Below are 20180 nucleotides of genomic sequence, written 5' to 3'. Positions count from 1 at the left end.
TCCTGTTACAGCGCGCGCTGGATGATGATCTTTTGCACATCGGAGGTGCCTTCGTAGATCTGGCACACCCGCACATCGCGGTAGATGCGCTCGACCGGGAAGTCACTCACATAGCCGTAGCCACCCAGGGTCTGAATGGCGGCGGAGCAGACCTTCTCGGCCATTTCGCTGGCGAACAGCTTGGCCATGGCGGCTTCTTTGAGGCAAGGCTTGCCTGCGTCGCGCAGGCTGGCCGCGTGCCAGATCAGCTGGCGCGCCGCTTCGAGCTGTGTGGCGCAGTCGGCCAGACGGAAGCCCACCGCCTGGTGGTTGAAGATGGCCGTGCCAAAGCTCTCACGCTGCTTGGCGTAGTCAATGGCCACGTCGAGGGCGCTGCGGGCCATGCCCAGGCTTTGCGCGGCGATGCCGATGCGCCCGCCTTCGAGCGCCGACAGGGCGATCTTGTAGCCCTCGCCTTCCTGGCCGATCAGGTTTTCGGCGGGTATGCGGCAGTTGTCAAAGTTGATTTGCGCGGTGTCACTGCTGTGCTGGCCCAGCTTGTCTTCCAGGCGTGCCACCACATAGCCGGGTGCGCTGGTGGGCACCAAAAAGGCGCTCAGGCCTTTTTTGCCCGCGCCCTTGTCGGTCACCGCGATCACGATGGCCACATCGCCGTTTTGACCGCTGGTGATGAACTGCTTGACGCCGTTGATGACGTAGCCGTCGCCGTCTTTCACGGCGGTGGTGCGCAGCGCAGAAGCGTCGGAGCCCACATGCGGCTCGGTCAGGCAAAACGCGCCGAGCATCTGGCCCTGGGCCAGGGGCGTGAGCCACTGGGCTTTTTGTGCGGCGTTGCCGTACATCATCAAGATGGCGTTCACCGGGCAGTTGGTCACGCTGATCACGGTGCTGGTGCCGCCGTCACCGGCCGCGATTTCTTCGAGCACCAGCGCCAGCGTCACATAGTCCAGACCCGCGCCACCCAACTCTTCGGGCACACAAATGCCATACGCGCCCAGCTCGGCCAGGCCTTTGTGCACGTCTTTCGGGAAGTGGTGTTTTTTGTCCCACTCGGCCGCATGGGGCCAGAGTTCGCGTTGTGCAAAGTCGCGCACAGCGTCGCGGATCATTTCCTGGTCGGGGGTCAGCAGCATGGGTCTCTTTCTTTATCGGGTCACCACGGCAGGCTCTGGCCGTCGTGGTTCAAAAATGCGCCCCGGTGTATCGGGTCGCGTTGTTCAAGGATGCGGTTCAGCGTTTGGCGCAGGCTGCTTGCGCTTTGCCCGGGCGTGAGGGGTGCGGCTGCACCGCCCATCTCGGTCTGCACCCAGCCGGGGTGAATGGCCAGCACGGTGATGTCGGGCTGCTCGGCCTGTGTGCAGCGCACCACCATATTGAGCGCCGCCTTGCTCACGCGGTAAAGCGCGGCATTGCCGTTGGTGGTCTCTTGCAGACTGCCCATGACCGAGCTGATGCAGGCGATCACGCCTTGCGCCTCTTGCACCATGGGCGCGATTTGCGGAATGACCTGCATCGCGCCCATCACGTTGGTGTGCATGACGGCATCAAAACTGTCGCGGGTGGGCGGGGTGCTGGCGCTGGCACGGTCCATCGCGCCTGCCACATAAATGGCCAGGTCAATCTTCTCGCCATCCAGCTGCCAGGACAGGCCCGAGTTGCTGGCCGGGTTGGCCACATCCAGGCGCAGGGTTTGTGCGCCCAAGGCCTTCAGGCTCGCCAGCCCATCGTCCGAGCGGGCGGTGGCGATCACGCGCCAGCCGTCTGCGATGTACTGGCGGGCCAGTTCGTGGCCTATGCCGCGTGATGCGCCTATCAGAAGGACGGTGCTCATGAAGACTGCGTTTTTTGTAGGAGCGAGCCCCTGCTCGCGAATGTGCGCCGCGCCACTGCAGGCATTCGGCCGCAGGGGCGGCCTCCCACAGTAAGCGCCTCGATCACACCAATTCCAGCGCGACCGCTGTGCCTTCACCCCCGCCGATGCACAGCGTGGCCAGGCCTTTTTTGAGGCCGCGGGCTTTCAGGGCGTGGATCAGGGTGACCATGATGCGTGCACCAGATGCGCCAATGGGGTGACCCAAAGCGCACGCACCGCCGTTCACGTTGACCTTGTCGTGCGGCACGTTCAGCTCTTTCATGAGCGCCATGGGCACCACGGCAAAGGCTTCGTTGACTTCCCACAGGTCGACGTCTTCCACTTTCCAGCCGGCTTTGGCCAGGGCTTTTTGCGTCGCGCCCACGGGGGCGGTGGCAAACCACTCGGGCTCTTGCGCGTGGGTGGCGTGGCTCACGATGCGGGCCAAGGGCTTGCAGCCGAGTTTGGCGGCCGTGCTTTCGCGCATCAGCACCATGGCGGCCGCGCCGTCGTTGATGGACGAACTGCTGGCCGCGGTAATGGTGCCGTCTTTCTTGAAGGCGGGCTTGAGTGAAGTGATCTTGTCAAGCTTGACTTTGCCGGGGCCTTCGTCGATGGACACCACGCGTTCGCCGCTGCGGTCTTTGACTGTGACGGGTGTGATCTCGGCGGCAAACGCGCCCGACTCGGTAGCGGCCTTGGCGCGCTGCACACTGGTGGTGGCAAAGTGGTCTTGTTCGGCGCGGGTGAAGCTGTATTTGGCAGCGCAATCTTCGCCAAAGGTGCCCATGCTGCGACCGGCTTCGTAAGCGTCTTCCAGACCGTCGAGCATCATGTGGTCGTAAATTTTGTCGTGGCCCATGCGGTAGCCACCACGGCCTTTGAGCATCAGGTAGGGCGCGTTGGTCATGCTTTCCATGCCACCGGCCACCAGCACATCGTGCGAGCCCGCCACCAGCATGTCGTGGGCGAACATGGCTGCGCGCATGCCCGAGCCGCACATTTTGGACAAGGTCACTGCACCCGCGCCTTTGGGCAGGCCACCTTTGAAACCGGCTTGACGCGCCGGGGCCTGGCCCTGGCCTGCCATCAGGCAGTTGCCAAACAGCACCTCGGTCACCAGTTCTGGCGTGAATTGCGAGTTCAGGCCTGCGCGCTCGACAGCGGCCTTGATGGCTGCGCCACCCAGGTCGTGGGCGGCCAGCGCGGAAAAGTCACCCTGAAAGCTGCCCATGGGGGTGCGTGCAGCGCTGACGATGACGATGGGATCGGACATGGTTTTCTCCAGAAAATTCAAAAGGAAATCAACTTTGGGCCTTGGACTCAGCGAAAGAAATAAGCCAAAGGATGTATGGCGTGCATGTCTGTGCCCAATTTCACACACCACCGCGCGGGTAGCGCTTGAAGGCGTTGCGGAACACGTCCACCACCTCGTGGGCACCGCTCATGCTGACGCCCATGTCTTTGGCCAGGCCGTCCTTGATGCCGTAGCACCAGCCGTGCACGCTGAGCTTTTGGCCGCGTGACCAGGCGTCTTGCACCACATTGGTCAGGGCCACGTTGCCCACCTGCTCGATAACGTTCATTTCGCACAGGGCGTCTTCTTGCTCGGGCACCGTCAGGTGATCGAGGCGACGGCGGTGGCGTACTTGGACATCATGCACATGGCGCAACCAGTTGTCGGCCAGGCCCACGCGCATGCCCCGCAGCGTGGCCAGCACGCCGCCACAGCCGTAGTGGCCCACCACCATGATGTGTTCGACCTTGAGCGCATCCACCGCGTACTGGATGACCGACAAGGCATTCAGGTCGGAGTGCACCACCACGTTGGCCACATTGCGGTGCACGAACACCTCGCCCGGGTCCAGCCCGGTGATCTGGTTGGCAGGCACCCGGCTGTCGGAGCAACCGATCCACAAGTACTTGGGATTTTGCTGGTTGGCCAAGCGTGAGAAAAAAGCCGGGTCATCGCGCACCATGCGCGCGGACCATTGGCGGTTGTTGTCCAGAAGGTTTTGCAGTGAAGAAGTCATGGTGGGATTGTCGCCGGACTGGACTACCGCGGAATGACCAATGGGCTTCAGCAGGTTTCAGCGAACAGCTCGCGGCCAATCAGCATGCGGCGAATCTCTGACGTGCCTGCACCGATTTCATACAGCTTGGCATCGCGCCACAAGCGACCCAGCGGGTATTCGTTGATGTAGCCGTTGCCGCCAAAGATTTGCACGCCCTCGCCCGCCATCCAGGTGGCTTTTTCAGCCGTCCACAAGATGACGCTGGCGCAGTCCTTGCGGACTTGGCGAACGTGCTCGGCACCGAGCAAGTCGAGGTTTTTGGCCACGGTGTAGGCAAAGCTGCGACCGGCTTGCAGCACGGTGTACATGTCGGCCACTTTGCCCTGGATCAGCTGGAACTCGCCAATGCTTTGGCCAAACTGCTTGCGGTCGTGGATGTAAGGAATCACGTTGTCCATGACCGACTGCATGATGCCCAGCGGGCCACCGGTGAGCACGGCGCGTTCGTAGTCCAAGCCGCTCATCAGCACCTTGGCCCCGTTGTTCAGGCCACCCAAAATATTGGCTTCGGGCACTTCGACGTTGTTGAACACCAGCTCGCCCGTGTGGCTGCCGCGCATGCCCAGCTTGTCGAGCTTTTGCGCAATGCTGAAGCCCTTCATGCCCTTTTCGATCAGGAAGGCCGTCACGCCGCGCGCGCCCAGCTCGGGCTCGCTCTTGGCGTACACCACCAAGGTGTCAGCATCAGGCCCGTTGGTGATCCACATCTTGGAGCCGTTGAGCAGGTAATAACCGCCTTTGTCTTCGGCCTTGAGTTTCATGCTCAGCACATCCGAGCCCGCGCCAGGTTCGGACATGGCCAGGGCGCCGACGTGCTCGCCGCTGATCAATTTGGGCAGGTACTTGGCGCGCTGCTCGGGCGTGCCGTTGCGCTTGATCTGGTTGACGCACAGGTTGGAGTGCGCGCCGTACGACAAGCCCACGCTGGCCGAGGCGCGTGAGATTTCTTCCATCGCGATCATGTGGGCCAAATAGCCCATGTTCGCGCCACCGTATTCCTCACCCACGGTGATGCCCAGCACGCCCAGGTCACCCATCTTGCGCCACAGGTCCATCGGGAATTGGTCGTTGCGGTCGATCTCGGCGGCACGGGGGGCGATTTCGGCTTGGGCAAAGTCGCGCACGGCGTCGCGCAGGGCATCGATGTCTTCACCGAGTTGGAAATTCAGGCCGGGCAAGTTGTTCATGGGTTTTCCTTGTGGGGGTCTTTGGGGTGTCAGCGCGTCAGCGTTGCGTCTGAAATGGGGTTAATACGTTTGGGGAACGGGTGCCACGGTTTGCTGCATCACCGCGCAAGGCGATGTTTTGCCATCGGCATCGATGTGCACGACTTCGGCAGATGTGACGATGACACGGCGACCCGCTTTGAGCACTTTGCCGATGGCGCGGATTTCGCCCCCCTGCAAACTGTTCAGAAAATTGATTTTGTATTCGACGGTGACCACTTCCATGCCTTCAGGCGCCACCGTGAGGGCGGCATAGCCACCAGCGATGTCCGCCAGTGCGCCAATGGCCCCGCCATGGAAGCCACCTTGTTGCTGGGTGAGCTTGTCACCATAGGGCAAAGCCAACTCCACCTGCCCTGGCGTGGCCGACACCAAGCGCACACCCAAGTGGGTCATCATGCCCTGACGGGCCAGACTGAGTGCGACGCGCTCATGAGGAGATGGGGCTGTGGTCACATGAAATCCTGTAAGCAGTTCAGGCCAAGACTTTAATTGACGTTTACGTAAACGTCAATTAGAAAAACACCTGCATGCACGCCTCGTTCGCACACGATTTAGCCGGGGCTCACGGCTTTGGAAGCCTTGTTCAGCAAACTGCGTGTTTCTTTTTCGTGGGTTTTGACCTCGTCCAGCGTCGCTTCCAGATCGGCCAGTTGCGACTCGAGCTGGCGGCGGTGCTCGGCCAACACCACCAGAAACTTCTTGAGCTGAGGCCCCGTGTCACGCGGGCTGTCGTACATGTCAATCAGATCCTTGGCCTCGGTGAGCGACAAACCCAGACGTTTGGCCCGCAAGGTCAACTTCAGGCGGGTGCGGTCTCGGGCCGAATAAACCCGATTGCGCCCACCCGGGCCAGAGCGCTCGGGCTCCAGCAGCCCCATGTCTTCGTAAAAACGGATGGCGCGGGTGGTCAGGTCAAATTCCTGGGCCAAATCGCTGATCGTGTACGTGTTCGCCATGACGGAAGGAGTCCTTAGCTTGCTTGCGCAACGGAGACAGCTTTGTCAAAAACCGCCCCCTAGAATGCAAATTCATGTTTGACGTTAACGTTAACGTCAATGATCCGAATGCTAACCCAAACCACCCGACGCATGTCCACATTGCCCACACCCGCCGTGATGCATCGACCAGAGGCCAGCGTCCAAGCCCCCCCTCTGCATTACCCCCTGGGTGAACAGTTGCCCGCCGCGGGTTCGGTCATCGAGGTGGCACCCGGCATTTTCTGGTTGCGCATGGGTCTGCCATTTGCGCTGAACCACATCAACCTGTGGCTGTTGCGCGACCGCTTGCCCCACCCCACCCAAGCGGGTGTGATGCAAGAGGGCTGGACGGCGGTGGACTGCGGCATCGACAACCCGGCCACGCGGGAGGCCTGGTTGCAAGTCGAACAAGCGGTGCTGCAAGGTTTGCCCATCCTGCGCGTGTTGGCGACCCACATGCACCCGGACCACATGGGTCTGGCGCATTGGCTGTGCGAGCGATGGCAAGCGCCTTTATGGATCAGCACCAGCGAATACCAGTCGGCCATGTTGGCTTGCAGCGGTCAATCGAACTTTGGCGGCGATGCCACCGTGCAATTTTTTGCCGCCCATGGCTGGAACAAAGCCGACGAGTTGGCCGTGGTCAAGTCACGCGTGGGCTACTACCCCAGCATGGTGCCCAAGATACCGCCAACTTACGTGCGCTTGATGGCGGGCGCACCGGTCAAAATCGGTGAGCGAACCTGGCAGTGCATCAGTGGTTTTGGCCATTCACCTGAGCACATGGCCTTGCACGATGCCCAAAACCAAGTGCTGATCAGCGGCGACATGTTGCTGCCCTCGATTTCCACCAACGTCAGCGTGTACGCCATGGAGCCCGACAGCAACCCACTGCAGCTGTTTCTGGACTCGCTGGACAAAATGGCCCACCTGCCGGATGAGACGCTGATCCTGCCCTCGCATGGGCGCCCGTTCAAAGGGGCGGCCAGTCGCATTGCGCAATTGCGCGCCCACCACGACGAGCGCTTGAACGAATTGCTGGAAGCCTGCAGCCAACAAGCACACAGTGCACACGATGCACTGCCCCTGATTTTCAGGCGCGCTCTGGATGTCCACCAGACCACCTTTGCCATGGGCGAAGCCGTGGCCCATTTGAATTTGCTGTGGCTGGCAGGGCGACTGGTGCGCCATCGCAGCGCCGACGGCATTTACCGATTCAGCACCGCTCAGTCCTGAGCCAAGTCCACCGGCGCTTGCCTCAGGGCTTTGCGCCGCTGCGCATAGTCCGGCATGACCTCGCCCACGGTCTCCCAAAACCGGGGGCTGTGGTTCATCTCACGCAAGTGCGCCAGCTCATGCACCACCACATAGTCGATCTGGCTGATGGGCAAATGGACGAGCCGCCAGTTCAGGCGAATGTGACCATCGTTGCGTGCACTGCCCCATCGGGTGCTGGCGCTCGACAGGCTGAGCTTTTCCCAGCGCACCCCCAGCAAGGGCGCAAAGTGGTGCAGCCGCTGCTCAAACAAGGTCTTGGCCTGCTTCTTGAGCCACACCTGCGCCGCATCGCGCACCTGGGTAACCGACGCCCCCGGCGGCACCGTGACAGGCAACACCCGATCCGGCGGAATGTCTTGCCCCAACACCCGGCCCACGCCGCGCTCGAGCACGCACAGCTGAACCGTGCGCCCCAAAAAAGGCACCTCGGCACCATGTCGCCACTCGATGGCTTTTTGAAACTGCTCGGTCTGCCGCTCCTTGAACTGCTGCAGCTTGGCGACGATCCAGGCCCCTTTTTCCTGCACGGCGGCATCCACCTCGCGCAGCGGCACCCAATTGGGGGCGCGCACCACCAAGCCATCGGCACCGACCATGAAGCCGATGCTCTTGCGGCGCGAACGTTCAAAACGGTAAGACACCAACACCTCTTGCAGCTGCGCATGGCGGTTGGCTGCAGGATGCGTGAAGCCGGAGGGGGAAGGGACCAACGCGGTACCGGGCAAGCCGGGATCGACAACAGGAGGGCGCTGGCCCGAGGGTGCATCGGCATCGCGTGACGACTGGGCTGGTGTGGCTTCTGCAGACCCGGCTGCACGACCGGACACCGGCATCACGGGGTCGCCCCCTGTGAAAAAATCCAGCACAAACTGCAAAGGCGCACGCATGGTTTGCCTGCCCGGAGCCTCAGTGGGCCAAGGATTGCGGATAGGCCTCAGGGTCAAGGCGGTGCATTTCGGATTCGATCCAGGCTTCGACTTCGAGCATCAGCTCATCGGCACTGCGCCCTTCGCTGGAGATGGCTTTGCCGATCGAGATGTCTACCACCCCGGGCGTCTTCACGAATGCACGTGTTGGCCAGCAGCGGGCCGACGTGACCGCGATCGGAATGACGGGAACACCCGCCGCAATGGCCAGACGCGCGCCACCGCTTTTGTACTCGCCTTTTTGACCACGGGGAATGCGTGTGCCTTCCGGAAACATGATGACCCACACGCCCTCTTCCATCAGGCGGCGGCCTTGCTGCACCACTTTGGCAAAAGCGCGCGAGCGCTGTTTGCGGTCGATGTGAATCATGTCCAGGCGGCCCATGGCCCAACCAAAAAACGGCACGCTGAGCAGTTCTTTCTTGAACACATAAGCCAGTGGGTGCGGCATGATCGCGGGCATCACAAAGGTCTCCCAGGTGGACTGGTGCTTGACCAGCAAGACCGCCGGGTCTTTGCTGCCCTGGGGCAGGTTTTCCATGCCCTGAATGCGGTTTTCGATGCCCAAAATCCAGGTACCGCTGTTCACCGCCAGACGCAGCCATGCGGCACAAATCCAGTACAGGCGCGTGCTGCTGACAAAGTAAGAAATCACGACCACGAACAGCGCCCAAGGAATGACCGTGACGGCCATCCAGACAAGGTGAGCGATTGAGCGTAGAAAATTCATGGGTTGTGGCGATTCAGAGCTGCGTCGTTGAAGAAGCATCACCCAAGAGGTGATCCACAAAGGCCGCCAAGTCGGTGTGCACTTGGGTGTTGGCCGGGAAATTTGGTGGCAAAACCTGGTTCTGCATGTCGGGGTGACGCCCTGTCAGCACGAGGTGCGGCGCGCACCCCGCTGCCTGTGCCGCCTCCATGTCACGCAAGCTGTCGCCCACATAAGGCACGCCCGCCAAATCAATGCCGTAACGCTCCTGGATTTGCATCAACAAACCGGGTGCTGGTTTGCGGCAGGCACAGCCTTCGTCCGGCGCATGGGGGCAATAAAAAATGGCATCAATGCGCCCGCCGGCTGCAGCCAGATTTTTCAGCATGTACCCATGCACCGCATTCAAAGCCGCCATGTCAAACAAACCGCGCCCTAGACCCGACTGGTTGGTGGCCAACACCACATGGAACCCGGCGTGATTCAGGCGACTGATCGCCTCCAGCGCGCCAGGCAAAGGGTGCCATTCATCGGGCGACTTGACGAACTCGTCGCTGGCCCGGTTGATCGTGCCGTCGCGGTCCAGGATGACGAGTTTGATTTGCATGGCCGTTGCGGAATCAGGCGGCCAGGCGCGACAAATCGGCCACGCGGTTCATCGCCACATGCAGGCTTTTCAGCAGGCCCTGGCGGTTCAGGCGCAGGTCCATCTCTTCGGCGTTGACCATGACGTCGTCAAAGAAGGCGTCGACCGGCGCGCGCAGCGCGGCCAGGGTTTGCAGGCTGGCGGTGTAGTCGCCCGCCTTGAATTGCGCCTCGGACTCTGGCAGCAGCTTTTGCATCGCGGCGTGCAGGTTTTTCTCGGCGTCTTCTTTGAGCAGCGCCGTATTGACGTGGGCGTCCACCTCACCGGCTTTTTTCAAGATGTTGCTAATGCGCTTGTTGGCGGCGGCCAGCGCCGGGCTCTCGGGCAGCGCCGCAAAGGCGCGCACGGCCGACAGGAACTGGCTGACCTGCCCCAGACGGGCGGGGCGCAGGGCCATGACGGCGTCGACTTCTTGCGCGCTGAAGCCTTGCTCACGCAGGCTGCCCGACAGGCGGTCGTAGATGAAGTTGGCGACCAACTCAGGCGTATCCAGATTGAATGCCGTCACCGAACCTGCGACGACTGCACGATCGGCAAGTTCTGTCGAGTACGCAGCGTGCTCAAAGCTGCCAAAGGCTGTTTGCAGCAAAGCATCGATATCTTGCTCAGGCAAACGCTCAAGTAGCATGCGGATCACGCCCAGCGCATGACGGCGCAGCGCAAACGGGTCTTTGTCGCCCGTGGGCACATTGCCGATGCCGAACATGCCGACCAGGGTTTCGAGCTTGTCGGCGAGCGCCACCACCAGGCCGACGTTGTTGCGGGGCAACTCGTCACCCGCGAAGCGGGGCTTGTAGTGGTCTTCAATCGCTTCGGCCACATCGCTGCTCAGGCCGTCGTGACGGGCGTAATACCCGCCCATGATGCCTTGCAGCTCGGGGAACTCGCCCACCATGTCGGTCAGCAAATCGGTCTTGGCCAAACGAGCAGCCTGCTCGGCTTGTGCGGCCAGGGCGTCGCCACCGACTTGCAGGCCAATCGCCTTGGCAATCGCGCAGACACGCGCCATGCGCTCGCCTTGCGTGCCCAGCTTGTTGTGATAAACCACTTTGGACAGGCCTTCGACGCGCGATTCGAGCGACTTCTTGCGGTCCTGGTCGAAGAAGAACTTGGCATCGGCCAGGCGCGGGCGCACCACTCGCTCGTTGCCGCCGATCACAAACGAGGCGTCGTCGGGCGTGATGTTGCTCACCACCAAGAACCGGTTCGTCAGCTTGCCCGAGGCATCGATCAGCGGGAAGTATTTCTGGTTGGCCTTCATCGTGAGGATCAGGCACTCCTGCGGGACACCCAAGAACTCGGTCTCGAACTGGCAGGTCAGCACGTTGGGGCGCTCGACCAGGGCGGTCACTTCGTCCAGTAGGGCCTCGTCTTCGATGGGGCGGGCACCGTGGCCAACGTTGGCCGCTGCGGCTTGCAGCTGGCGCACGATCTCGGCGCGGCGTTCAGCAAAGCTGGCGATGACCGAGCCGTCATTTTTCAGCGTCTCGGCATAGTGGTCGGCATGCTGCACCACCACTGTGGGTACCTTGGCTTCAAAGCGGTGGCCTTGGGTGCTGTTGCCAGCAGTCAGGCCCAGGGCCTTGACAGGCACCACGGCACTGCCGTGCAAAGCGATCAGGCTGTGCGCGGGGCGCACAAAGTTCACGCTGCTCCAGCCCGGCAGTTCGCAATCGGTCTCCAGCTGGTACTGCATGACTTTGGGAATCGGTAATTTGGCCAGCGCTTCATCGAGCGCTTTTTGCAAACCGGCTTGCAAGGACGCGCCCTTGACCACGCTGTCATAAAACAGAGCTTCGGCCTTGCCGTCCGGCGCACGCTTGAGCGCAGCCACAGCGGCTGCCGGATCGCTCACATCGGCGCCCAGGGCTTGCAGTTTTTTGAGCAAGGCGGGCGTGGCGTTGCCCGCCGCGTCCAGGCCCACCGCCACGGGCATCAGCTTTTGTTGCACTGCCTTGTCGGCGGCCTGCGCCAGCACGCCCGTCACATGGGCGGCCAAGCGGCGGGGCGAGGCGAACGCCGTCACCACCGCGTCGGCCGCAGCCAAGCCTTGGACCTTGAGTTGTTCAGCCAGCACACCCGAAAAGGCGGCACCGAGTTTGTTCAGCGCCTTGGGCGGCAACTCTTCCACAAACAGTTCAACGAGAAGATTTTGTGTTGTCATTGTTCTTGTTCCTCTCAGGCGGCCTTCTTGGGCATTTGCGCAACCCACTCGCGCGGGGCCATCGGGAAGTCCAGACGTTCGCGACTCTCGTAATAGCTTTGGGCCACACTGCGCGCTAGGTTGCGGATGCGGCCAATGTAGGCGGCGCGCTCGGTCACGCTGATCGCGCCACGCGCGTCCAGCAGGTTGAAGGTGTGTGCGGCCTTGAGCACTTGCTCGTAGGCGGGCAAAGCCAGCTGTGCGCCCATGAGGTGCTGGGCTTGCTTTTCGTGCGCGCCAAAGGCGGTGAACAAAAACTCGGCATCGCTGTGCTCGAAGTTGTACGTCGATTGCTCGACTTCGTTTTGCTTGTACACATCACCATAAGTCAGTCCATCGGTCCATTGCAGGTTGTAGACGTTGTCCACGCCCTGCAGGTACATGGCCAGACGCTCCAAGCCGTAGGTGATCTCGCCCGTGATCGGCTTGCAGTCGATGCCGCCCACCTGCTGGAAGTAGGTGAACTGCGTGACTTCCATGCCGTTCAACCACACCTCCCAACCCAAACCCCAGGCCCCCAGCGTGGGGTTTTCCCAATCGTCTTCGACGAAGCGGATGTCGTTTTTTTTCAGGTCAAAGCCCAGCGCTTCCAGGCTGCCCAGGTACAGCTCCAGGATGTTGCTGGGTGCGGGCTTCAAAACCACCTGGAACTGGTAGTAGTGCTGCAGGCGGTTGGGGTTTTCGCCATAGCGGCCGTCCTTGGGGCGGCGGCTGGGCTGCACGTAAGCAGCTTTCCAAGGCTCGGGGCCGATGGCGCGCAAAAACGTGGCGGTGTGGCTGGTGCCCGCGCCGACCTCCATGTCGTAGGGCTGGAGCAAGGCGCAACCCTGGGCGTCCCAGTACTGCTGCAATTTGAGAATGATCTGCTGGAAGGTCAACATGGCCGAAGCGGAGCCAGCAGCGAGCTGGCCGGGGTTGATTGGGCGCAAAGCGTTTGCGCAAACCCTTGATTTTACGGTCTTTGCCGAGTGAAAACGGGCTGATCGCGCGTGCACCGCTGTGCGAACCAAGCCAAGCCCGTCCAGCGTCCCGAAAATCAGGCCGTCAGGCCGCTCGGCGGCGCCACAAGGCGACCCCCACCACCGCACAGCACAGCCCCCAAAGCGGCCACAAGCCGAAAGCGGCCGCCCAACGCGCGTAGGGCGTCAAGCCATCACGCCCTTCGTATTGGCCAACCAAGGTGCCACGGGTAAAACGCGGCAATTGGTCGGTCACGCGACCTTGGTGGTCAATGATGGCGGTGGCACCTGTGTTGGTGGCGCGCAGCATGGGCCGCCCCAGCTCCATGGCGCGCATGCGCGAGATGCTCAGGTGCTGATCGACCGCCAAGGTGTCGCCAAACCAGGCGATGTTGCTCACATTCACCAAGGCCGTGGGGGCCTGAGTGGGGTCTTTGAAACGCGCCGCCAACTCTTCGCCAAACAGGTCTTCGTAGCAAACGTTGGGCGCTAGGCGCTGACCTTGCCAAGCCACCGAGGACTGATCCCATCCGCCGGAGCGGAAATCGCCCAAGGGGATGTTCATCATGCGCACAAACCAGACAAAGCCAGGGGGCATGAACTCGCCAAATGGCACCAAGTGCGACTTGTCGTAGCGGTAATCCGGGAAACCGGTGGGGCCGAGGGACACCACCGAGTTGGTGTACCCCTGCGCCATGTCACCAAGAGGCACGCCAACAAGCGCCAGCGGCTGACCGGGGCGTGAAAAATGCTGCTGCAAGCCGGCCCAATAACCCTCGGGCAAATACCGGGGCAACAAGGGCACAGCCGTCTCGGGTGCCACCACCAACGCTTGATGGCTGCTGCGCAGCCGGGCGTCGTACCACTGCAGCGCATCGCGAATGCCGCTGCCCACGTCAAACTTCACGTTTTGGGAAATATTGGCCTGCAGCAGCTCGACTTGACCGAAGCCGGCCGACGTGGTCAAAGAGGGCCCCCAAGCCTGCAGCCCCCAGGAGACCACCAGCACGCCGACCAAGGGTTTGAGCGCACGCAGCCGCCAACCCGACAAGGCCAGACGCATGGCCAACCAAGCCGCCAACGCGCCGATGCCATACACCCCGAGCCAAGGTGCCCAGACGGCCAACACCCCATCGACATGGGCGTAACCGCCCGCGCCCCACGGAAAGCCGGTCAGCCAGCGCCCGCGCATGAGCTCGGCCAATGTCCACAAAGAAGCAAACAAGGCACTGGCCAAACCGGGCCGATGCCGCAAGGCACCCCGTGCCAAGGCCACCCACGCCGCGCAAGCTGCGGCGTAATAAAGCGCCAAGGCCGATGCCAGAAGCAGCACCGCCAGCGCCGCCAAAGGCGCAGGCAAACCGCCCACATCGTGCATGGACACATACAGCCACCAAAAGCACCCCGTGAGCCAAGCGGCGGCAAAAATGCCGCCCGACCAGGCGGCAGACTTCAGGGCGAAACGGGGTGAATGCGCGAAATGCGCAAAATGGACGATGTGGGTCAGGCCTGCGGCCAATACAGTCAGGCTCAAGACCTGAAGCCAGCCATGCGCTTGGCCACTGCCAGGCATGGCGATGGCCGCTGCCTGCAAGGTACCGGCCAAAGCGGGCCACACGGCTGACAGGCCGCGAGCTCGCTGTGCGCCCCAATTCATGCCTTGGGCTCTGAGGTCGAGGTCAGGGAATCAGGCGACACCTTGAACCAGCGCACGGCACCGGCACGGGTGTGCAAGACCACAAACTGCAAGCCCGCCAAAACATGCTTTTCGCCACGGCGTGGCACATGGCCCATTTCGTGGGCAATCAAGCCACCAATGGTGTCAAAGTCCGGGCCTTCCGCGTCCTCACGGGCTTCTTGCAAGTTCACGCCAAAAGCCTCGCTGACGCGCTCCAGCGACGTGTCGCCGCTGACGCGAAAGCTGCGGTCGGGCAACCCAAAAATATCACCCTCATCGTCTGCAATATCGAATTCGTCTTCGATCTCGCCCACGATTTGCTCCAGCACGTCTTCAATGGTGATCAGACCTGCCGTGCGGCCAAACTCGTCGATGACGATGGCCAGGTGGTTGCGGTTGTCGCGGAACTGGCGCAGCAGATCGTTCAGGCCTTTGCTCTCGGGCACAAACACAGCCGGGCGCAGCAGCGCCCGGATGTTCAATTCGGGCGCACGCTGCAGCTTGAGCAGGTCTTTGGCCAGCAAGATGCCAATGATGTTTTCTTTTTCGCCCTCAAAGACCGGAAAGCGCGAGTGCGCGGTTTCAATGACCTGGTGCAACAACTGGTCAAAAGGGTCTTCAATGTCCAGCAGGTCCATTCGGGGGGCCGCGACCATCACATCGCCCGCGGTCATGTCGGCCATGCGGATCACGCCTTCGAGCATCAGACGGCTCTCGGCATTGATGATGTGGTTGTCCTCGGCCTCGGCCAAGGTTTCGATCAACTCGTCGGTAGAGTCAGGACCGGGGTGGATGAATTCGGCGAGTTTTTGCAAAAAACTGCGCTTGTCTTCGCGCTCGGGGTGGCGCGCAGGATAGGGGTCGGACACAGTCAGAGAGTGCAGGACATGCTGTTATGGCTAAGGCTCTAGGATAGCGGATTCACATGACACTTCGCCAGATCATGGCTTGTGCACTGTGTGGCGGGCATCACGCACCCCTTGGCGAATCTCTTGCACTGTGGCCAGCCATTCGCGAAATTGGTGGGCCTGATTTTTCAGCTGGTAATCGAATTCAGCCATCTGCTCTTGCATCAAGCCGCTCAACTGGCTGTCCAGCGTTGCCTCGGGCAAGGTCAAATAGGCCTCGCTTTCGCTGCCATCCCGCTGAACTTTGGCACCTGCATGGCGCGCAATTTTGAGCATGGCCACGTTTTCACTCAGCGCGTGGATGAACAACATGCTCACGCCTTGGTTGCGCGCGTGCATGACGGCATGGTTAAAAAGTCGCCCGCCCAAACCTTTGCCACGCTGGTGCGAAGCCACCGACACACCAAACTCGGCGCAAGTGGCCCACTGCGGATCGACCGAAAAGGCCAAATGCGCCATGGCCACCAAAGCCAAGCGGCGATTGAACACCCCGAAAATCTCATCCCGGTCGAAGTTCAAGCCCAAGACATAGCGCTCGATTTGTTCATCGGTGGCGGGGTAGCCAAAACGCAAATACCGGTCTTGTGGCTCCAAAGACAGCAAATGTTTCAGGATGCGCGGCTTGTGCCGGGGCGACAAAGACCGAATGGGAATCCATCCTCCGCTCCGCTGCTGCCCGGACGCTGGCGTATCGACACCCGCAACCCATCGTCGCCAAAATTGGCACCAGAATCCGGGGCGAGAGTTTGGGGGTTTGGTCATCGGGTGGCTCGGGTTTTCCCTTATTTTGCACCCAATCCCCCGCCTTTGTCTGTACTGCTTATTTGTCGCCTGAGAGACCTTATCAAGCCTCCATGGGGAATTGCCCGATCACACTTTGCGAAACAGACGGTGACAATGAACGGATTGAGGAGAACAAGCGATGGAACGTATTTGGCTGAAGAATTACCCCCCTGGCGTACCGCACGACATTGATCCGGACCAATACAGCAGCCTGACAGACTTGCTGGAGACCGCTTTCCGTGAGCATGGCAACAGCCCGTTTTCGGTCTGCATGGACCGCTGGATGAGCTACAAGGAGCTGGACGAATTGTCCAAAGCCCTGGGGGCCTGGCTTCAGGACAAAGGGTTGGCACCCGGCAGCCGCGTGGCCATCATGCTGCCCAATTTGCCCCAATTTGCCGTCACCATGGCTGCGATCTTGCGCGCCGGCTACACCTGCGTGAACGTCAACCCGCTTTACACCGCACGGGAGCTGCAGCACCAACTCAAAGATTCGGGGGCCAGCACCATTGTGATTCTCGAAAATTTTGCGTCGACTTTGCAAGAGGTGATCGAACACACGGCCATTCAACATGTGGTGGTGGCCTCGATTGGCGACCTGCTCGGCCCCTGGTATGGCCGCTGGATGACATTTGCCGTGCGCCATCTGGCCAAAATGGTGCCCGAATTCGAGCTGCCTTTGGCGGGTGGGCGCACAGTGACCCCATTCAAGAAAGCCATCGCCCAAGGCCGCCATCTGAGCCTGAAGCCCGTGCCGCAGACTTTGGACGACATCGCCTTCTTGCAGTACACCGGCGGCACCACCGGACTGTCCAAAGGTGCGGTGTTGACGCATCGCAACATCGTGGCGGCCATCCTGCAAGCCGAAGGCTGGTTCACGCCGGCCCTGACCAGCATTGGCGATCTGCGCAAAGTCAACAGCATCGCCGCTTTGCCGCTGTACCACATCTTCGCTTTGACGCTGTGCTTGCTGGCCATCCGCCAAGGCTCGCACCTCACGCTGGTGCCTAACCCGCGCGATTTTGGCAAGTTCATTGACGTGCTCAAGCAGCGCCCTTTCCACATGCTGCCCGGCGTCAACACCTTGTTCAACGCCTTGATGCAACACCCCATGTTCAAGACGATCGATTTTTCCTCGCTGCGTTTGACGCAAGCTGGCGGAATGGCCGCATCCGAGGGGACTGCCAAACATTGGCAAGCCGCCACCGGCAGCGCCATGATCGAAGGCTGGGGCATGAGCGAGACCTGCGCCATTGGCACCAACAACCCCGTCACGCAAACCCACTTCAGCGGCAACATCGGCTTGCCGCTGCCCAGCATCGACATCGCCATCAAGGACGATGCTGGTCAAAGCTTGCCTGTGGGCAGTTCGGGTGAAATTTGCATCCGGGGCCCGAACGTGATGACGGGTTATTACAACCAGCCTGAAGAAAACGCCAAGACCTTCACAACCGACGGCTTCATGCGCACCGGCGACGTGGGCATCATGGACCACGAGGGCTTCACACGCATCGTGGACCGCAAGAAAGACATGATCATCGTGAGCGGCTTCAATGTCTTCCCGAGCGAGCTCGAAAACGTCATCTCGACTTGCCCGGGCGTGGTGGAGTGTGCGGTCGTCGGCATTGCCGACACCATGCAAGGCGAAACCATCAAGGTGTTTGTGGTGCGCAACGACCCCTTGCTGACCGAAGAAGCGGTATCACGCTTCTGCCAGGAAAACCTGACCGGCTACAAGCGCCCCAAATACATCGAATTCCGCGATGAATTGCCCAAATCCAACGTCGGCAAAATCCTGCGTCGGGAATTGCGCAGCAACAAATAACCACCCACGACCGCATGACATCCCTCGTTTCCTTGCCTGCAGGCGTGACCGTCTTGGAACGCGGGTGGCTATCGGCCAACAACGTTTTGCTGTGCGACGCAGACAACGCCACACTGGTGGACAGCGGCTATGTCACGCACCAAGCACAAACCCTGGCCTTGGTTGACCAAGCATTGCAGGGCCGCGCACTGGACCAATTGGCGAACACGCACCTGCACAGTGACCACTGTGGTGGCAATCAGGCCTTGCAAGCGCGCTACCCGGTGCTGAAAACCTGGATCCCCCCTGGCTTGGCACCTGCTGTTCACACCTGGTGCGAAGACGAATTGAGCTACAAGCCCACGGGGCAAAACTGCCCAGCTTTCACATTCACCGGCTTGCTCAAGCCAGGCACCAGCCACCGCTGGGCGAATATGGACTGGGAAGTGCATGCGGCCCCGGGACATGACCCGCATTCCGTCATCTTGTTCGCCCCGGAGCACCGCTTGCTGATGTCCGCCGATGCACTTTGGCAAAACGGTTTTGGCGTGGTGTTCCCCGAGTTGGTCGGGGTGGATGCATTTGACGAAGTGGGTCAAACCCTCGACCTGATCGAAAGACTCCAACCCGCAACCATCATTCCCGGGCATGGGGCGGTGTTCACCGAAGTAGCGCCAGCCTTGGCGCTGGCCCGCAGCAAACTCGAAGGCTTTGCCAAAAATCCCGAGCGCCATGCGCGTTACGGCACCAAGGTGTTGCTCAAATTCAAACTGCTCGAATGGGGGCAGATATCCAAAGCCGAATTCAGCGACTGGGCCTTGAACGTGCCCTACATGAATGACTTGCACCGCCGATTTGGCCAAGGCCACGACGTGAACACCTGGCTCGACATGATGCTGGCAGAACTGGAGCGCAGCGGCGCCCTGGAAGTTCATGGCGACACATTGCACGACGCCTGATTTGCTGGGGGCATAAAAAAACCGCCCGCAGGCGGTTTGGATCAAACAGATGCCTTGCCAGGCACCATGAATGATCAGGCCTTCTTGGCCCAGGCAGAGCACCAGGCTTTGGCCGACACTTGCTTGCCTGCAAACAGCGGGCATGCACCGGCTGCAGCGCCTGCTTTGCCTTGAAACAATGCGCAATTGGCGCAATTCGAACCGGCAACAAATTTGGGGTTCTTGGCTTTGTCCACTTTGGTGCCATCGGCTTTGTAAGCCAAGCCTGCAGCCTGAGGATCTTTTTCGTCCACCATGGCTTGGGCAGAAGCCTCGCTGGCCACCACCAAAGCGCTGGCCGCTGTCGCCACTTGCATCATGAAGACACGGCGGCTGGAATTGGAAGACATGAAACGTGAAGACATAGGGCACTCCTTAGCGCAATTTGCCAGAACATACTGGATGCCGAATTGTGAGCCATGCCAGCGGCACTGTCAGCAAAAGTCAGATAGTTGAGCTTTTTGCATGGCGAATAGAAAGCCGACTCAAGCAGCCACGCTTAAAACCAATGGAAATAAGAAAATTGACCGATATTTAATTCGAGAATATAATCACCATTCGTTTGTGGCACCGCTTGTCGGAATCAACGATTTGCCACAAGCAGACGCCCGGCGCAGCGACAAGCCCAACGCCTTTGTGCTGCCAAGCAAAGCCCCTCCAAACAAGCAGCAAGTAAGCCCGTCATCGGCAGACGCCGCAGCTTGCCAGTGCGCCCCCCCCCCAATAAAGGTGCCCTTGCCTGCAAGGCAAGGCACTTTTCCCGGCGGAATCCCTCAGGAAACCGCCATTTCCTGCGTGCATGTTGATTTCAAAACCTGCACGCCACCTCTCTGAAAGGCTCAACCATGAGCAGCAAAATTTACGTGGGCAACTTGCCTTACACCATCGACGACGCCAGCTTGCGTCAAAACTTTTCTGAATTTGGCGGCGTCCTGTCTGCCAAAGTCATGATGGACCGCGACACAGGTCGCTCCAAAGGCTTCGCATTTGTCGAAATGTCCAGCGCCGAAGAAGCCCAAGCAGCCATCACCGGCCTGAATGGCATGTCGGTCAGCGGCCGCTCAATCGTGGTGAACATCTCCAAGCCCAAAGAGCCAACCACTGGCTACGGCAGCGGCTACCGCGACAACCGCAACTGATCCTTTTCAGCTTGCC

Annotated in this window: 21 protein-coding genes; 5 read left to right on the top strand and 16 right to left on the bottom strand. The window is 60.8% G+C overall.

Going from position 1 to position 20180, the window contains the following annotated elements:
* Positions 1 to 5 precede the first annotated feature (5 nt).
* The 7 genes from B9Z33_RS05440 to B9Z33_RS05410 form a co-directional block, all read right to left on the bottom strand.
* Positions 6 to 1133 carry an acyl-CoA dehydrogenase family protein gene (locus B9Z33_RS05440; RefSeq protein WP_108285904.1) on the bottom strand — a complete coding sequence of 376 codons (1128 nt, stop codon included), beginning with the start codon at positions 1131 to 1133 and terminating at the stop codon, positions 6 to 8.
* A 20-nt stretch (positions 1134 to 1153) separates the two neighbouring features.
* Positions 1154 to 1831 carry an SDR family oxidoreductase gene (locus B9Z33_RS05435; protein ID WP_108285903.1) on the bottom strand — a complete coding sequence of 226 codons (678 nt, stop codon included), beginning with the start codon at positions 1829 to 1831 and terminating at the stop codon, positions 1154 to 1156.
* A gap of 103 nt (positions 1832 to 1934) precedes the next feature.
* Positions 1935 to 3128 (bottom strand): acetyl-CoA C-acyltransferase, encoded by a 1194-nt coding sequence (locus B9Z33_RS05430; RefSeq protein ID WP_108285902.1) that lies wholly within the window; start codon positions 3126 to 3128, stop codon positions 1935 to 1937.
* Between the two features lie 100 nt (positions 3129 to 3228).
* Complete coding sequence (gene can, locus B9Z33_RS05425) at positions 3229 to 3885, bottom strand: carbonate dehydratase (RefSeq protein ID WP_108285901.1); 657 nt, start codon at positions 3883 to 3885, stop codon at positions 3229 to 3231.
* Between the two features lie 47 nt (positions 3886 to 3932).
* Entirely contained in the window at positions 3933 to 5114 is a 1182-nt protein-coding gene (locus tag B9Z33_RS05420; RefSeq protein ID WP_108285900.1) for an isovaleryl-CoA dehydrogenase, read from the bottom strand.
* A 60-nt stretch (positions 5115 to 5174) separates the two neighbouring features.
* The gene (locus B9Z33_RS05415) at positions 5175 to 5609 is read right to left on the bottom strand and encodes a PaaI family thioesterase (protein ID WP_108285899.1); all 435 of its coding nucleotides are present in this window, start codon (positions 5607 to 5609) and stop codon (positions 5175 to 5177) included.
* Between the two features lie 98 nt (positions 5610 to 5707).
* Positions 5708 to 6112, bottom strand: a complete 405-nt coding sequence (locus B9Z33_RS05410; RefSeq protein WP_108285898.1) for a MerR family DNA-binding transcriptional regulator — start codon at positions 6110 to 6112, stop codon at positions 5708 to 5710.
* Between the two features lie 132 nt (positions 6113 to 6244).
* On the opposite strand from B9Z33_RS05410, the gene B9Z33_RS05405 reads away from it, so the two are divergent.
* Positions 6245 to 7369, top strand: a complete 1125-nt coding sequence (locus tag B9Z33_RS05405) for an MBL fold metallo-hydrolase (RefSeq protein WP_108286179.1) — start codon at positions 6245 to 6247, stop codon at positions 7367 to 7369.
* On the opposite strand, the gene B9Z33_RS05400 is transcribed toward B9Z33_RS05405, so the two are convergent.
* The 8 genes from B9Z33_RS05400 to B9Z33_RS05365 form a co-directional block, all read right to left on the bottom strand.
* A complete protein-coding gene (locus tag B9Z33_RS05400) occupies positions 7360 to 8298 on the bottom strand; it encodes a M48 family metallopeptidase (RefSeq protein ID WP_108285897.1) in 939 nt (312 codons plus the stop codon). The two genes, B9Z33_RS05405 and B9Z33_RS05400, sit on opposite strands and share 10 nt — an antisense overlap.
* A gap of 19 nt (positions 8299 to 8317) precedes the next feature.
* The gene (locus B9Z33_RS05395; RefSeq protein WP_108285896.1) at positions 8318 to 9067 is read right to left on the bottom strand and encodes a 1-acyl-sn-glycerol-3-phosphate acyltransferase; all 750 of its coding nucleotides are present in this window, start codon (positions 9065 to 9067) and stop codon (positions 8318 to 8320) included.
* A 13-nt stretch (positions 9068 to 9080) separates the two neighbouring features.
* Entirely contained in the window at positions 9081 to 9653 is a 573-nt protein-coding gene (gene gmhB / locus B9Z33_RS05390; protein WP_108285895.1) for a D-glycero-beta-D-manno-heptose 1,7-bisphosphate 7-phosphatase, read from the bottom strand.
* Between the two features lie 13 nt (positions 9654 to 9666).
* Complete coding sequence (glyS, locus tag B9Z33_RS05385; RefSeq protein ID WP_108285894.1) at positions 9667 to 11856, bottom strand: glycine--tRNA ligase subunit beta; 2190 nt, start codon at positions 11854 to 11856, stop codon at positions 9667 to 9669.
* Between the two features lie 14 nt (positions 11857 to 11870).
* On the bottom strand, positions 11871 to 12776 hold the full coding sequence (gene glyQ / locus B9Z33_RS05380) for a glycine--tRNA ligase subunit alpha (RefSeq protein WP_089952531.1): 906 nt from the start codon (positions 12774 to 12776) through the stop codon (positions 11871 to 11873).
* Positions 12777 to 12939: 163 nt separating this feature from the next.
* Positions 12940 to 14511: an apolipoprotein N-acyltransferase gene (gene lnt, locus B9Z33_RS05375; RefSeq protein ID WP_108285893.1), complete on the bottom strand. Its 1572-nt coding sequence runs from the start codon at positions 14509 to 14511 to the stop codon at positions 12940 to 12942.
* On the bottom strand, positions 14508 to 15401 hold the full coding sequence (locus B9Z33_RS05370) for an HlyC/CorC family transporter (RefSeq protein ID WP_108285892.1): 894 nt from the start codon (positions 15399 to 15401) through the stop codon (positions 14508 to 14510). The genes lnt and B9Z33_RS05370 overlap by 4 nt, the downstream gene beginning before the upstream one ends.
* A gap of 72 nt (positions 15402 to 15473) precedes the next feature.
* Positions 15474 to 16202, bottom strand: coding sequence for a GNAT family N-acetyltransferase (locus B9Z33_RS05365; RefSeq protein ID WP_233252734.1), 729 nt, complete (start codon positions 16200 to 16202; stop codon positions 15474 to 15476).
* Between the two features lie 160 nt (positions 16203 to 16362).
* Between B9Z33_RS05365 and B9Z33_RS05360 the strand changes: the two genes are divergently transcribed.
* Complete coding sequence (locus tag B9Z33_RS05360) at positions 16363 to 18048, top strand: AMP-binding protein (protein WP_108285890.1); 1686 nt, start codon at positions 16363 to 16365, stop codon at positions 18046 to 18048.
* 14 nt (positions 18049 to 18062) lie between these two features.
* Positions 18063 to 18986, top strand: a complete 924-nt coding sequence (locus B9Z33_RS05355) for an MBL fold metallo-hydrolase (protein WP_108285889.1) — start codon at positions 18063 to 18065, stop codon at positions 18984 to 18986.
* A 74-nt stretch (positions 18987 to 19060) separates the two neighbouring features.
* Here the strand turns inward: B9Z33_RS05355 and B9Z33_RS05350 are convergent, their stop codons facing one another.
* Positions 19061 to 19390: a high-potential iron-sulfur protein gene (locus tag B9Z33_RS05350; RefSeq protein ID WP_369916440.1), complete on the bottom strand. Its 330-nt coding sequence runs from the start codon at positions 19388 to 19390 to the stop codon at positions 19061 to 19063.
* Positions 19391 to 19490: 100 nt separating this feature from the next.
* On the opposite strand from B9Z33_RS05350, the gene B9Z33_RS15395 reads away from it, so the two are divergent.
* Together B9Z33_RS15395 and B9Z33_RS05345 are read left to right on the top strand one after the other, a co-directional pair.
* Positions 19491 to 19859: a hypothetical protein gene (locus B9Z33_RS15395; RefSeq protein ID WP_146183824.1), complete on the top strand. Its 369-nt coding sequence runs from the start codon at positions 19491 to 19493 to the stop codon at positions 19857 to 19859.
* Positions 19860 to 19870: 11 nt separating this feature from the next.
* Positions 19871 to 20164 carry an RNA-binding protein gene (locus B9Z33_RS05345; protein ID WP_108285888.1) on the top strand — a complete coding sequence of 98 codons (294 nt, stop codon included), beginning with the start codon at positions 19871 to 19873 and terminating at the stop codon, positions 20162 to 20164.
* Positions 20165 to 20180 lie beyond the last annotated feature (16 nt).

This window comes from Limnohabitans sp. T6-20, from assembly GCF_003063505.1.
GTDB lineage: Bacteria > Pseudomonadota > Gammaproteobacteria > Burkholderiales > Burkholderiaceae_C > Limnohabitans_A.
Note: the sequence above shows the minus strand (reverse complement) of the source record. Positions and strands in the feature narration are given on the sequence as shown.

What these genes read in the sequence shown, in the direction of transcription:
- B9Z33_RS05400 (WP_108285897.1), bottom strand. Translation starts at nt 8,298, where the DNA reads ATGCGTGCGCCTTTGCAGTTTGTGCTGGATTTTTTCACAGGGGGCGAC.
- B9Z33_RS05440 (WP_108285904.1), bottom strand. Translation starts at nt 1,133, where the DNA reads ATGCTGCTGACCCCCGACCAGGAAATGATCCGCGACGCTGTGCGCGAC.
- glyS (WP_108285894.1), bottom strand. Translation starts at nt 11,856, where the DNA reads ATGACAACACAAAATCTTCTCGTTGAACTGTTTGTGGAAGAGTTGCCG.
- B9Z33_RS05355 (WP_108285889.1), top strand. Translation starts at nt 18,063, where the DNA reads ATGACATCCCTCGTTTCCTTGCCTGCAGGCGTGACCGTCTTGGAACGC.
- can (WP_108285901.1), bottom strand. Translation starts at nt 3,885, where the DNA reads ATGACTTCTTCACTGCAAAACCTTCTGGACAACAACCGCCAATGGTCC.
- B9Z33_RS05430 (WP_108285902.1), bottom strand. Translation starts at nt 3,128, where the DNA reads ATGTCCGATCCCATCGTCATCGTCAGCGCTGCACGCACCCCCATGGGC.
- B9Z33_RS05420 (WP_108285900.1), bottom strand. Translation starts at nt 5,114, where the DNA reads ATGAACAACTTGCCCGGCCTGAATTTCCAACTCGGTGAAGACATCGAT.
- B9Z33_RS05405 (WP_108286179.1), top strand. Translation starts at nt 6,245, where the DNA reads ATGTCCACATTGCCCACACCCGCCGTGATGCATCGACCAGAGGCCAGC.
- B9Z33_RS05350 (WP_369916440.1), bottom strand. Translation starts at nt 19,390, where the DNA reads ATGTCTTCACGTTTCATGTCTTCCAATTCCAGCCGCCGTGTCTTCATG.
- B9Z33_RS05435 (WP_108285903.1), bottom strand. Translation starts at nt 1,831, where the DNA reads ATGAGCACCGTCCTTCTGATAGGCGCATCACGCGGCATAGGCCACGAA.
- B9Z33_RS05365 (WP_233252734.1), bottom strand. Translation starts at nt 16,202, where the DNA reads ATGACCAAACCCCCAAACTCTCGCCCCGGATTCTGGTGCCAATTTTGG.
- gmhB (WP_108285895.1), bottom strand. Translation starts at nt 9,653, where the DNA reads ATGCAAATCAAACTCGTCATCCTGGACCGCGACGGCACGATCAACCGG.
- B9Z33_RS05410 (WP_108285898.1), bottom strand. Translation starts at nt 6,112, where the DNA reads ATGGCGAACACGTACACGATCAGCGATTTGGCCCAGGAATTTGACCTG.
- B9Z33_RS05345 (WP_108285888.1), top strand. Translation starts at nt 19,871, where the DNA reads ATGAGCAGCAAAATTTACGTGGGCAACTTGCCTTACACCATCGACGAC.
- lnt (WP_108285893.1), bottom strand. Translation starts at nt 14,511, where the DNA reads ATGAATTGGGGCGCACAGCGAGCTCGCGGCCTGTCAGCCGTGTGGCCC.
- B9Z33_RS15395 (WP_146183824.1), top strand. Translation starts at nt 19,491, where the DNA reads ATGGCGAATAGAAAGCCGACTCAAGCAGCCACGCTTAAAACCAATGGA.
- B9Z33_RS05360 (WP_108285890.1), top strand. Translation starts at nt 16,363, where the DNA reads ATGGAACGTATTTGGCTGAAGAATTACCCCCCTGGCGTACCGCACGAC.
- B9Z33_RS05395 (WP_108285896.1), bottom strand. Translation starts at nt 9,067, where the DNA reads ATGAATTTTCTACGCTCAATCGCTCACCTTGTCTGGATGGCCGTCACG.
- glyQ (WP_089952531.1), bottom strand. Translation starts at nt 12,776, where the DNA reads ATGTTGACCTTCCAGCAGATCATTCTCAAATTGCAGCAGTACTGGGAC.